The organism is Bradyrhizobium sp. P2_E8 (assembly GCF_056403875.1).
Map to the genome: position 1 here is coordinate 1 of NZ_JBFUES010000102.1, position 12,550 is coordinate 12,550.

Genomic DNA, 12,550 nt, shown 5'->3' on the forward strand with positions numbered 1-12,550 from the left:
GGTGTTGTTGACCTGATAGCCCTGAGTGACGCTGTTGCCTGCTTCCCACGCGACACCGTGGTCGAAGATCTTTGCTTTGCTAATCATTTGAGTTTTCCTCGTAGTTTGTGGTGGATGCGCGATGCCGTGCGCAGGCTGCTAGGCCGACCTTACCGAGATAGGTATCCCGCGACATTGCTGCGGCCTTGATGCATATAGACGTCTGATTGGCGAATGGCGGGCGACACACAAGCGAAGCCTTGGCCGCACTCGAGTTGGGGGCATCTCATGCTGCGCGGGCATTTGAACGATATCTTTATCTTCATGGCCGTCGTTGATGCTGGAAGCTTCGTTGCCGGGGGGCGGTCAATGGGAATGTCCCGCTCAGCCGCGGCCAAAGCCGTGATGCGTCTCGAGGATCGGATCGGCGCTCGTCTCCTGAACCGCACGACGCGAGCACTTAGCGTGACGGACGAGGGCCGCGTGTTCTACGAACGCGGGCTGCAGGTTCTCGCGTCCGTCGAAGAGGCTGAGGCGAGCATGGCCGGGAATGGCGGTACGCCGCGCGGGATATTGCGGCTCACCGTTCCGGATGCCTTCGGCCGGGTCGTGGTTCTGCCACTGATAGAGAAGTATGTCGCGACATGGCCGGAACTCCAGGTCGAGGTGAGTTTCACGGATCGTCTGACTGACCTTGTCGAGGAAGGTTTCGATCTGGCGATCCGGATTGGCACGACGATGCCGGATACGCGCCTTGTCTCTCGGGTGGTCGCCAGTTATGGCGCGATACTCTGCGCCTCGCCGGCCTATCTCAGCAATCACGGTGAGCCGCAAACTATCGATGATCTCGCAGCCCACGACGGCTTGATCTTCAGCAGCCGCAATCAAAGGCAGGGCTGGCGCCTGCGAACGGAAGGCGGCCCTTGGATCAAGGCGCCGGTTCGTAGCCGACTGCGGTTCGATAGCGCAGAAGCCCTCCGACATTGCGCTCTGGCCGGCCTCGGCATTGCGCTTCTTCCAGACTTCTTGATCAGCAATGACTTGGGTGCGGGCCGCCTGCGGAAGATTCTGCCCGGCTTCAAGGCTGACGAGGTCAAGATCGTTACGATTTATCCCAACAAGCGTCTGCTGGAAGCTCGCGTTCGCCGTTTCATCGATCTGGTGGTTGAGCAGCTTGGAAGCTGATTCCTTCAAACAGTTTCATCTTTGGCGATGGAGCCACGCAGACCACTTTGTCCGCTGCGGGTCATTCGCGTCGATTTGGACGCGTCTCCGCTATATCCGGTCTGGGCTCCACTGCTGACACGCCGGAGGCCATCGCGATCATCGCCTTTGGGCCACAAGCCGAAGTAGGCTAGGTGCGCGAGCATCGACAATCGGCACGCCCTTAGCCGCAACATAGACTGTCTCGCTTTCCCGCCAGCCTGGGTCTTGAAACCATTGACCCGCGCGCTTACTCGCAGTCYTGGTCGGCCGCCGTAACCTTTTTCTGAGACGGTGCGGGCTCGGCYGTGCCTGCCGTTGCCTTCTTTGATTGTTCAGTGGGCGCGGGACGGGTCTGCTCGACGGTGCCTGCCGTCCGATCCGGTGACTGCGCAGAGGGTGCGGGGTGGGTAGCCTTTGATTGTTCGGCAGCGGTGGGCTGGCTCTGCATCTGGCGCTGCGCATCTTCCGACGACGTTGCGGTATTCTCCGAGGCTTTGCTCACCGAAGATGTCGGCGGTTGCTGCCTGGAATCAGTGCTGTGGAACCAGTGGTTTGTCCCGTATAGCCCGGGACGTTCCCTGATCCTGCATCGCGACTCACCGTGGTGCAGGGACCGGCATAAACCGAGTTGGCGCTGAAGGCGAGCACCGCACTCAAGATCATAAGTCTGTTAGCGATCATAGCCCTTCTCCTTTGAACTCTCTGGACGATTGAACAAAGGAGTGGCGCCTTCCGTTCCGGACGCGCGAGAGCGGCGCCAACATTGAAGAGTGGCTGAGTTCGCCGGGGCTAAAATCGCCCACCTAAAATAAGGCCGCGATACAGGTTTCCGTTCTGGGATCGGAGCTGGAGGTTGTTTGAAGCGATGTCGACGACGGACGAAGCCATGGCCCGCGCAACAGCCCATCCGGATCATCAATGCATCTCAAGCGAAGATGTTCAAGGGACCGAGGTTTATGGAGCAGAGGGAAAGAACATCGGTGAGATTGATCACCTCATCATCGACAAGGTGTCAGGTCGCGTGGCTTATGCTGTCATGAGCTTTGGCGGATTTGTGGGCTTGGGCCACAGCCACTATCCCATTCCGTGGGCCGCTCTGACATATGATGCGTCGCTTGGTGGTTTTCGAACCAACATCACCGAGCAACAGCTGAGGGACGCGCCTGAGTTCAGTGATGACTCATGGCAGGATCGAGACTGGGAAACGCGCACCCACCAGTACTATGGGACGCCGACGTACTGGGAGCGTCGCGGTGGCTTATAATGCTCGGCAGCGCATTCTGAAAATTCCCAGTCGTGTGTTGCCAGCTATCCCACTGAACAACTGATCGACCAGCCCTTGGGTCGGCACGGCTGTCAGCGCGCGCTTATCGGAAATGGAAAAGCAGGCTGTTGAGCGTCTGAAACACCCGGCTTCCAATACATTCTTGGGCCGCCAGCATGGGCTCCTTGTTGCCAAAGGAGCAGCCGTAGGTCTGCTCCGGGTCAAACTGACAAGTCCGGGCGCTCAGCCGACAGGTCGGCTTTGCCCCCAACACAAACCGCTGCATCGGACTAACTGACGCGATGGTCCAGAAGCGGAATCCAGCAGGGGCAAAGCTGAAGCCGCGCTGTTGCCTGGCTTCAAATCACTGGATCGCGACAGGTCACATGAGGGGCGCCCACCCAAGCAGAGTATAGTTGCTGCCTTCAATGATTGGTTATGCCAGCAATGGCCAGTCCTTCAGCGAAACGATCAACGAAGCCTTGATCGTTGCAAAAGAAAAGCTCCTGCCTTGCAGTCTCTATCGTGTAATCYGGCTTGCGTTGTAGCAGCTCAACGGTTGCCGCATTTGCCTGCTCCTTTTCACCCAGGCGGCCAAGGGACGCAGCCAGCGTCGAAAACGCTCGATACGTGGCGTTCGGTTGCCGGGCTGCCCTTCGAGCAAATTCTACGGCGATGTCATATTCACCGAGCGAAAAATGCGTCCATGAACGAACGTGGTGAAAGCTCCATAGATGGCTGTCGCGGGGACTGAGAATCGTCGCGCGATCAAGCAGCGCTTCAGCTTCGATCTCCCGCCCGCACCACAGCAGATTAAAACCTTGTGCAAAATATCCCTGCGCGAAACTTGGATTGAGTTCTAGCGACGTATCGATGGCGGCCAGCGCCTCGTCGTTCTGACGCGTCAAGCACAGCGCTCGCCCAAGAGCGCAATGACAGAAGCAATCGAGCTCATCAAGCATCACCGCGAGACGTGCCTGGCGCAACGCCGTTTCCAGTCGCGCCGGTCGTATCCTCGGATCATCATAAAGCGCGCGCTGGATGTTGACGTAGGCGAGCGCATCATGTCCGCGCGCGAACTTGGGATCTGCCGCGATCGCACGCTGGAAGTATTCCTCGGCCGAGTCGAATCCCGGTGTCGTAAATCGCCAGAGATTCCAGAGCCCGCGCTGGTAACAGTCCCATGCGTCGAGGCTTTCGGGCGCCTTTCGTGCGGCGAGTTGCTGCTCTACCTTCGACAATTCAGGTTCGATGGTGGCAGCGATCTGCTTCGCCATCTCTTCCTGGATATCGAAAATATTCTCAAGCTGAAGCTCGTATTTGTCGGACCAAAGCTGCATCCCGTCCGCGGTCCGGGTCAGCTCTGCCGTGATCCTCGCTGCATCGCGGCTTTTGCGAACGCTACCGGACATCACATAACTTACACCGAGCTGTGCACCGACCTCGCGAGCGTCAATAATCCGTCCCTGAAATCCGACTGTGTCCAAAAACCCGCGCCGCCGCCTCCTGACATCGTCGACACGACTCATCCGATCGACCACGTTGCACCTCACGACGCCATCCTGTAGTAGGAGACAAACATGGCGGTCGTCGAGACACTGGACAATCCGCCGCGCAATGATCCTGCAGATCACCTTCGTGTCGTGCCCGGCGGCGAACCCCGCGACTATGTCGGACCTGTTAACGCGCTGGCCACCTGGCGTTCGGTTGCGCGCACCAACCTGATAGCGGTCGCGGCATTTTCGCTCGTTGTGAATCTGCTGATGCTCACGCTGCCGATCTACCTGTTCCAGATATCCGATCGCGTGCTGACGAGCCGCAGTCTCGAGACCCTGCTGATGCTCTCGGCTCTCGCGCTGGCGTTCATCGGCATCCTCTCGATCGTCGACATTCTGCGTCGGCAGGTGCTGGGGCGTCTTGCGACCAAGATGGAGGCGGTGCTCGGCGGCGCAGTGCTGGCGAGTAGCATCAATAGCGCCAGGGCCGGCGAGGGCGGGACCATTCAGGCGATCCGTAGTCTTCATCAAGTGCGGGGCTTCATCTCGAGCCCTATCATGCTTCTGCTGATGGACGCGCCGCTCTCGCCCCTCTACTTCGGAGTCATTTTCCTCGTTCACCGGCATCTCGGCTGGATCGCAGTCGTATCGGGCTTGGCTCTTGCGCTGATTGCGCTAATCAACCAGAAAGCGACCTCGGAGCGTCTGAGCGAGGCAGGCCTGCACGCCGCAGAGGCTGATGCGGCGGCAGAGTCACTGGCCCGAAATTCGCAAGTGATCAATGCCATGGGAATGCTGAGCGAAAGCATTCTGCATTGGGGCCAGCGGCAGGCGCCGGCGCTGACGGTGCAGAGCCAGGCACTTGACCGGAACTTCTGGATTAGCGGTGCTTCGAAGTTCGTCCGGCTCGTGGCCCAGATTACGATCCTCGGCACTGGCGCCTATCTGGCCCTCCACGCCGAGATCACCGGGGGTATGATGATCGCGGCTTCGATCATTGCCGGACGCGCCCTGCAGCCGCTCGAGGGTTTAATCGAGGGATGGCGCAGCTGCGTGCAGGCGCGATCGGCGTACGCGCGCGTCAAGCAGGCGGTCGAGTCGTTCCAGCGCGGAACCCCCAAGCTGCGCTTGCCCAAACCGCAAGGGCGCCTGAGTGTTGATCGGGTCTTGTATCTGCCGCCCGGCTCGAAGGAGCCGGTGCTCAATGGCGTGTCGCTTGAGCTGGCGCCCGGAGAATCCTTGGCCATTGTCGGACCGTCCGGATCGGGCAAGTCGACGCTCGCGCGCATTCTGGTGGGCTGTCTGGTGCCGACCGCCGGCAAGGTCAGGTTGGACGGAACGGAGCTGCGCAACTGGGATCGCCGCCAGTTTGGGGAATATAGCGGCTACCTGCCTCAGGAGGTCGAGCTATTTCCCGGCACCATCAAGCAGAACATCTGCCGCATGCGCGACGACCTGCCTGATGCAAGCATTTATGAGGCGGCGATGTTGTCGGGCATTCACGATATGGTCTGCCAGCTGCCGCAAGGATACGAGACCGTGCTCGACCGCGGCCGCTCTCCGGAGGGCAGAAGCAGCGCATCGCGCTCGCCCGGGCTTTCTTCGGTAGTCCGTCCCTTGTGGTGCTCGACGAGCCCAATTCGAATCTCGACGCGGCTGGCGAGCAGGCTCTGACCGAGACCCTGCAGCGCGCCAAGAGGCGGGGGGTCACTGCGGTAGTCGTAACCTTGCGCCCGGCGCTTCTGAACAGCGTGGATAAAGTCCTCATCTTGCGGGCCGGGCGCGCGGAAGCATTCGGATCTCCGACCGACGTGTTGCATCGCCTGGTTCGGTCGCCGGGCGGGGCCGGCGGAGATAAGCCGGAACAGCCGCAACGCATGGAATCCTCGGGCCGGTGACTAGTGCGGGAGGATAGCATGAGAGCAGAAAACGACCGCATCGGGGAATGGTATCGTGGCGTTCCGTTGAGCGCCAAGTGGCCCATCTTCACCGGCCTTGCCATCCTGGTAGTTTGGCTCGGGTGTTTCGGTCTTTGGGCGGCAGTCGCTCCACTGAACAGTGCGGTCGTCGCCTCGGGCACGTTCGTGGCAACCGGACAAAACAAGCTCGTCCAGCATTTCGAGGGCGGCATCATCCGCGAGATTGCGGTCAATGACGGTGATATCGTCGAGGCGAACCAGGTCCTCGTTCGCATGGATGACACTGCTGCCAATGCCAAGCTGAGGCGACTGGTTTTGAAGAAGTATCGGCTTCTCGCTATGAAAGCGCGTCTTGAAGCTGAAATGAGCTCTTCGGACCATATCGAAACTCCGGTCGCATTCCGCGAGAGCGCACGCGATCCGGAAATCAAAGCGATTCTCGAGCGGCAACGTGCCGAACTCGGGGCACGCCGGGCTAGTCTGATGACCGAGGAAAGCGTTCTTGTGAAGCAAATTGCCGGGCTGGAGGAAAGCATTCGCGGATATCAGGCGCAAGTGCAGTCCACCAAAGAGCGCATTGCCTTGTTCGCCGAAGAGCTGAAGGACAAGAACTCGCTCCTTGGTCAGCAGTTGGTCCGCAAGTCAGATGTGCTGGCACTGCGGCGCTCCGAGGCAGGCCTCGGGGGAGACCTCGGCGAGTATCTCGGCCGCATCGCCGATGCGAAGGAGCGGATCGCTCAGGCGAATGAAAGAATAACACAGCTCCATGCGACGGCGCTCCGCGATGCGACCAAGGAGCTGCGCGAGACCGAGGCGGATCTGGACGACGTCGACGAGCAGATCCGCGCCGCGCAGGACGTGGTCGACCGGATCGATGTTCGTTCGCCAGTCCGGGGCATCGTGGTGAAGAAGAACTTCCACACGCCAGGCGGCGTCGTCTCTCCCGGCGCCGTGATCCTTGAGCTTCTACCGATCGGCGACGAGCGCATCATCGAAGCCCATGTGAATCCCAAGGACATTTCGCACGTGAGCATTGGCCAAGAGGCGCTGGTGCGCCTGTCCGCGCTCAACCAGCGCATCACGCCTATGGTCGCGGCGAGTGTCATCTACGTGTCAGCGGACGTCTTGGCGGGCGAGCAAGTACAGGTGAAGACCGAAACCCGCTCCGACGGCGACACGCGTCGGGAGTTCTATGTCGTTCGGGTGCGTTTGGACCAAGACGATATTCTAAGGCGCATGCCTGAATTCATCCCGACGCCCGGGATGCCCGCCGACGTCTACATCAAGACCGGGGAGCGCACCTTTTTCGAGTACATCATGAAGCCGGTCCTCGACAGCTTCTCCCGCGCTTTCCGCGAAACCTGAAATGGACGAGCGCGGCCGCATATCAGCGCGCTCTGCGACGATGGCATGCCGGACCGCGCTGCCCGTGCTCGGATCCGAGGATGGAGTCGCCGTGACGAGTTTTCACGAGTTTAGCGAACTTGCCGAAAAGACCTATGACGTCACCGTCCGTGGTGTGCGTTGGCGCTAACCAGGAACGGAGGAGTCGCGCGTCTTCTCGAGAACACCGCAACGAAATCGCAATGAATTGCGTGAAACGACCGTGAACAAAAAGGGGATAGAAACGTGGTCACAGCAAGAAAAATCAACAACTTAGAAGATATTCACTGCGCTCGGGACGCAGGAAACCGAATGTTGGAATAGGCGGTTGCGCTACAGCCTCTTAGATTCTGAGGTGCGCTGCACCGACGTCCGAGCCAATCTCGCAAGGCGACGTCCCTCGTAAGCATTTTACCGATAGCGGAGAACACAGCGGTGCTGATCGCTTGTTGCTGGCTGCGCGGATGGTCCTCAAGAAGCTTGTGTCGGGTAAGTTAGCCGGCATTCACGCCTGGGATTGAATGGTTCATCAGCAGCTTTGCGTCGAATTCTGAAACTCAGCAGCTGTGGCAATGGTCCGGAATGTTTAGCGAAGCTCGTTACCCCACTTCGAAAGGGTATCGCGATCCTCTTTTTTGTTTCGGCAAGATGGCCCGACTCACTGTCGCCGGGAAAGATCCATTTCCGCGATCGCGGAGCGCGAGGATGGCCGACACCGTCGGGCAGGCCCGCGGCGGCTGACCGCCTGCGGCCGCATGGGCGTGAGCGTCGGCATCTCGATGGCCCGAGCAAGGAGACGAGCGGCCGACCTGCTGCGGGCCGCGGACGCAGCTCTCTATCAGGCCAAGTTTCGCGCGAGGGTCGCGATGTCTGGCCCCCGAAGACCACTTGATGGGATTGCGTCATCTGCTCACGCGAAGCGCCCTGCMGCCGTCTCCTCAGAGCGCAGCCTTGACCTGTCACGGTCTGGTCGACCTGCGGCCAGCCTGAGGCGAGTTCGCGACCGCGAAGGCCTCTCGGACCACCTGAAGCCACGCCAGTCACGTTTCCGCCGACGAGAGAGCCCTCTCTCAGACCGGCGACCGCCTTGTGCGGCCCGTGCCCTCGTCTTTCTTGGTCCGGTCCGGCGAGCGGCTCAACCCACGGCTAAACAGCGTAGCCGGCCCCTGCGCCGAACCCAGCAGCATAAGAAACAGCGCGCGGGTTGCCTGGTAGCTGGCGGCCGCGCGGGTTGCTTCCGAGCCTTGCATGACAAGCGGCCCTCGCCAGTGAACAGATACCACCGGCAGCCCCTGCGACGCGTCTGCACGCGGAACTCGAAAAGCGGAAGTCGATAGAGCATTGCCAGCCTGTCAGTCAGTCGTGCTGTACGGTCGTCTCGTCTTCGCGGGGAGAAGTTCACGAATTAACGAAAAAGCTTTTGAAGAAACGCGCGGCGCTAGATAGCCTTTGTCCGTCCCCCCGCACCGATGCGAGCGAGACGCCAGTTCACGTCTGGCGACGCTTGGAAACTGACGAGCGGGAAGCCGAGGCGATGCCGTCTCGGTCAGGCCAGTCGAGCAACCAGAATGTCCCCAGCCAAGGTTGCGGTGCTCATCGATGGCCGAGACGCAACTCGACGAGCTCAAGAGGAAGGTGTCGGCGGCTCCCAGGCGCGCGCGAACGCAAGGATGAAGCAGATGTCTGAAGTGACCTACTATGCCGCTCTGCCGTTCGTTTTCTCCGACGACGGCGTGGGCGCTGGCGAGCCGGCCGAATGCCCGAGCGCCAACGCCGCGGTGATTCGGATTCCACCTGGCCTAATATATCTCACAGATTAGTGCATGCCTCCGAGTACCCACTCTAGGAGTCGAGCACGGAGGCCGCCTCGCTCGCGAATCTCGATGCACCTTAGAGCCTCAGGACAGCCGGATGCCGCGACGGCCGCCTCCAGCAAGCCCTTGGCAGAATCGTCCGAGATATCCCCCGCATGGCGAACAAGGCAATCCAAAACAGAGAAGAAGTGGTCGTGGGTCTTCGCCAGGCCGGCGATGTCGTCAAGCAGCGCAGGACGCGCCGCGCGGATCGCGGCCATTTTGGCCAAATCTCCGCGCCTGATCAGTTCGATGATCGACAAGGTGTCCACACCGGATTCGATGAGGAATTGGATCAGCTCGAGCAGGGTCTCGCTTGAAACGACCGACAGGATGGTCGCGCGGAGATTCTTGCTGTTATCCTTCTCGGCGACGAACGCCTGTGCAACCTCGTAGACGGCGTCCTTCGCGTCGTTTGGCACCTCGACAACGTATTGCTCGAACCCCTCCGCCTTCCGTCGGGCTCGATACTTCCGTTTGGCCTTGGCCGCGTCGGAGATCTTCTTCTTCCTGCGGGCGACGCGGACGTAGGCCTTCATGGGTTCCAGACCCAATTCTGCGGCTTTTTCGTCCAATTGAGATTCGTCACAGCCGTCAGGTCCCGACCCTTGGTCAAAGGGGTCGGGACCACGATCAGAGACTTCCTCAGCGCCGGCATGGACAGTCATTCGCAGGACTAGTCAAGACTAGTCTCCCTATGCTTGGCCGCCGCGACGCCAATCGCATCGCGCAGCCACAACGCTGCGCGTTGATTGACGCCCTCAGGGGCGTCGTTTCAGAGGATTTTCATAGGTGCGCAAGCGCAGTCCCGAGAGAAGGCTAGGTAGTCGATGGAGAAGCCTTCATGCCTTCGCCACAAAGTGGTGGCCCCGAGTCCGGAGGTCCGGCAGCCTCTCCATTGGCTGYACAACCACGCTCCAGCGTGGCGGACACGCCAAAGATAAGCGGCGCCCGCCCAAAAACAACTTCGTCGACAGAACATCGTTAAATCGCGTTAACCGCTGGCCGGCGGCATGCTGGCCATCCGCAGCGAGAAGAAAGCCGAGCGCAGCGACAAAGGCAGGTACTTCACCGAGCGTACCTATGGCGCCTTCGAGCGGCGGATCCCGCTCGAGGACGTCGAAGAAGGCCGAGGCGTTGTTCAAGAACGGGTCCTGACCATGTCGCTGCCGAAGTCCGAGAACCCGCGGGCCGGCATCAAGCGCATCGCCATAAACACGGCCGCTCCAAGTCGGTGCCGTCGAAAGCGCGCTGTGCGAAGCGGACAAGAATCCATCACCGTCCGGTCGTCGAGAACCTTCGGTCAATCTTGCGAGGACGCCAACGATGCATCGACAAGCGGACGAAGCCTCCGAGCTTGACGATCACTCCTTGAGCGCGACCCCCTCGCCGTGCACCTTTCCCCCATAGAGAAAAACCACACCTCGCTTCTCAAGGGCGTCCCGCATCTTCCGATAAGTTGCCACTTTCAAAGGATTGACCGGGACCTCCGTGTCGGCCTCCAGCCGCGACACCGTGCGACGATCGACACCGATCTCGCGCGCGAGATCGAGCTGCTCAACGCCTACCAGCGCGCGGGCGGCGCGTATCATGCGCCCCGTGGGAATCTTGTCGCTGGCCACCGCGGGCTCCGAATCGAAATCCGGATAACCTTATAGCGCATGTGACGCGACGCGACAGGGGCGCACTTGCATATAGCGACATATGGGATATATATCCCATAAGAGACATTACAAGTACGCGAGCCGCACTTGATGCAATCCGACCACATCGCTGCCCCAACGGGTACGCCCGGCCGTGGCTTTACGGCTGCTACCGTGTTCGTCGACGGCAGTCCGACCGGAATGCGACTGGTCAAGTCGTTCGGTTCGCGACTGTCGGTCCTCGTGCTGCCCTTCGCCGAGATCGCGCGTCTCAAAGAGCGTATGTCGCCGTGGGATTACTGCGTGTATGTGATCGACGACCCGTCGCCCAATAGCGTCCAGAAAACGTACATCGGTCACGGCGACGGCGAGCGGAAGTTCGGAGACCGGCTCGGCAACAGCATCAGCGCCACGACGTTGATCTATGTCGTCATCAGCTCCAGCGACACGCTCGACAAGGTCACCGCGCCGTACCTGGAAGCTCGGTTGATCGCGATCTGCACCGATCTCGATATCCCGCTCGCCAACAAGGAGAGTCCCTTCGGACGCGGCCTCGGTATCGTCGACGATTTCGAGCAGTTGGTCGGCCATACCGAAGTGTTGCTGTCGGTGGCCGGCTTCAGACGTATCGAGATGGCGCGCAGAAACCCTCCCGCATTGCGCACGCGACTCTCCGTGACGACCAACCGGGACGAGATGGTCGTAACCTCCGAGGAGGAGAGGGCGCTCGTTCTGCAGACGGGTGTTGAGTACCGGCTGGATTGCCGCGATTTGCACGTGGTGGGCTACGAATGGAATAACCGCTTCTACGTGATGGCGGGCTCGGATTACGCGCGACGCACGCGGGGCGATCTGTCGTACGATCAGCAGAGACGCCGTGACATGCTGGAGGCCGAAAAATGGGTCGGCCCGGTCGCTGGGATGCCGGACAAGATGACGCTGAAGGTCGACTTCCACTGCCGCAGCCGGGCGTTCGCCGCCAAGCTGATGTCCGGTGAACATATCGACCGGGACAGCTGGCTCGCCGTCGACGCGACGGCGGCCCCGCCCCGCTGCGAGGTGCCGGAATGAACCTGCGTGCCCTCGCCGCCTCGACCAGGCCCCTACAGGAGGTGTTCGTCGACCGCGCTCGCGGTGGCGCGGGGTTCTCGCGGCTACGACGGCCCATCTTGGACCAGGACGACGAGCTCGACTCCGATGACAGCTGCGATCTGCTTCCGGCCGCAAAGACTTGCACTCCCGAGATCGCCACGGTTGCCGTCCTCCTCGGCCGTGCATTCGAGACCTCGCGCGAGGTGCTGGCCGAGATGCTGGACCCGGACGCCGTCATCGTTATCCAGGTGCCCCACTCCGATCTGGTGAAGCCGGTGCGGCGCTTCCTGCGACTTCTGCTCGCGAGCGACGCGCCTTTGATCGACGGCGACGACCTCGACGACCGGAGCCACGTGACGCGGGGATCCGCAGTTATATTCACGGAATCGCCGAAATCAAAGACCTCTTCCGCGGAAGGCTACGAAGCCGTCGCCACTGCCATGCGCCTGCGCTGCGCGACCATCGGCATAGGGACCCCCTTTGGGAGATTGCCTAAGTGCTTGCTCCGGCTCGCCGAGCATCGCGTCGTAGTTCCGCCCATCGATGCCGCGGTCCTCGCCGACGTGATAGAAGCCGTCACCGGAACGAGGCCCATCGCCATCGACGCCTCGATGGCCGCCCGTGCGACCATCAACGACCTCGCGATCGCCGTGAGCGACGAGATCGGTGCCGAACGTTCGCTCGAACGTCTGCAACGCCTCGTCGAGCCTGAGGT

13 protein-coding genes are annotated in these 12,550 nt (G+C 60.9%); 10 read left to right on the plus strand and 3 right to left on the minus strand.

Going from position 1 to position 12,550, the window contains the following annotated elements:
* The 3 genes from AC1D00_RS08360 to AC1D00_RS08370 form a co-directional block, all read left to right on the plus strand.
* Positions 1-189: hypothetical protein (locus AC1D00_RS08360; RefSeq protein WP_477010326.1), on the plus strand; the 189-nt coding region annotated here is incomplete at its 5' end.
* A gap of 78 nt (positions 190-267) precedes the next feature.
* Positions 268-1,164 carry a LysR family transcriptional regulator gene (locus AC1D00_RS08365; RefSeq protein WP_477010327.1) on the plus strand — a complete coding sequence of 299 codons (897 nt, stop codon included), beginning with the start codon at positions 268-270 and terminating at the stop codon, positions 1,162-1,164.
* A gap of 907 nt (positions 1,165-2,071) precedes the next feature.
* Entirely contained in the window at positions 2,072-2,449 is a 378-nt protein-coding gene (locus tag AC1D00_RS08370) for a PRC-barrel domain-containing protein (protein WP_477010337.1), read from the plus strand.
* Positions 2,450-2,874: 425 nt separating this feature from the next.
* Here AC1D00_RS08370 and AC1D00_RS08375 read toward each other — a convergent pair whose 3' ends face one another.
* Positions 2,875-3,990: a tetratricopeptide repeat protein gene (locus AC1D00_RS08375; RefSeq protein ID WP_477010328.1), complete on the minus strand. Its 1,116-nt coding sequence runs from the start codon at positions 3,988-3,990 to the stop codon at positions 2,875-2,877.
* A 39-nt stretch (positions 3,991-4,029) separates the two neighbouring features.
* Here AC1D00_RS08375 and AC1D00_RS08380 point away from each other — a divergent pair, with 39 nt between their 5' ends.
* The 4 genes from AC1D00_RS08380 to AC1D00_RS08395 all read left to right on the plus strand — a co-directional run bounded on the left by AC1D00_RS08380 (position 4,030) and on the right by AC1D00_RS08395 (position 9,067).
* Entirely contained in the window at positions 4,030-5,619 is a 1,590-nt protein-coding gene (locus tag AC1D00_RS08380; RefSeq protein WP_477010329.1) for a type I secretion system permease/ATPase, read from the plus strand.
* Positions 5,526-5,843 (plus strand): hypothetical protein, encoded by a 318-nt coding sequence (locus tag AC1D00_RS08385; protein ID WP_477010338.1) that lies wholly within the window; start codon positions 5,526-5,528, stop codon positions 5,841-5,843. The genes AC1D00_RS08380 and AC1D00_RS08385 overlap by 94 nt, the downstream gene beginning before the upstream one ends.
* A gap of 18 nt (positions 5,844-5,861) precedes the next feature.
* Positions 5,862-7,229: an HlyD family type I secretion periplasmic adaptor subunit gene (locus AC1D00_RS08390; RefSeq protein ID WP_477010330.1), complete on the plus strand. Its 1,368-nt coding sequence runs from the start codon at positions 5,862-5,864 to the stop codon at positions 7,227-7,229.
* A gap of 1,586 nt (positions 7,230-8,815) precedes the next feature.
* Positions 8,816-9,067, plus strand: a complete 252-nt coding sequence (locus AC1D00_RS08395; protein WP_477010331.1) for a hypothetical protein — start codon at positions 8,816-8,818, stop codon at positions 9,065-9,067.
* Here the strand turns inward: AC1D00_RS08395 and AC1D00_RS08400 are convergent.
* Positions 9,064-9,675 carry a hypothetical protein gene (locus AC1D00_RS08400; RefSeq protein WP_477010332.1) on the minus strand — a complete coding sequence of 204 codons (612 nt, stop codon included), beginning with the start codon at positions 9,673-9,675 and terminating at the stop codon, positions 9,064-9,066. The genes AC1D00_RS08395 and AC1D00_RS08400 overlap by 4 nt on opposite strands.
* Positions 9,676-10,113: 438 nt before the next feature.
* On the opposite strand from AC1D00_RS08400, the gene AC1D00_RS08405 reads away from it, so the two are divergent.
* Entirely contained in the window at positions 10,114-10,461 is a 348-nt protein-coding gene (locus AC1D00_RS08405) for an Hsp20 family protein (RefSeq protein ID WP_477010333.1), read from the plus strand.
* A 3-nt stretch (positions 10,462-10,464) separates the two neighbouring features.
* On the opposite strand, the gene AC1D00_RS08410 is transcribed toward AC1D00_RS08405, so the two are convergent.
* Complete coding sequence (locus tag AC1D00_RS08410; RefSeq protein ID WP_477010334.1) at positions 10,465-10,722, minus strand: helix-turn-helix domain-containing protein; 258 nt, start codon at positions 10,720-10,722, stop codon at positions 10,465-10,467.
* 129 nt (positions 10,723-10,851) lie between these two features.
* Between AC1D00_RS08410 and AC1D00_RS08415 the strand changes: the two genes are divergently transcribed.
* The gene (locus tag AC1D00_RS08415; RefSeq protein WP_477010335.1) at positions 10,852-11,814 is read left to right on the plus strand and encodes a hypothetical protein; all 963 of its coding nucleotides are present in this window, start codon (positions 10,852-10,854) and stop codon (positions 11,812-11,814) included.
* Positions 11,811-12,550 (plus strand): hypothetical protein (locus AC1D00_RS08420; protein ID WP_477010336.1); only part of this gene is annotated, 740 nt, incomplete at its 3' end. The genes AC1D00_RS08415 and AC1D00_RS08420, both read left to right, overlap by 4 nt.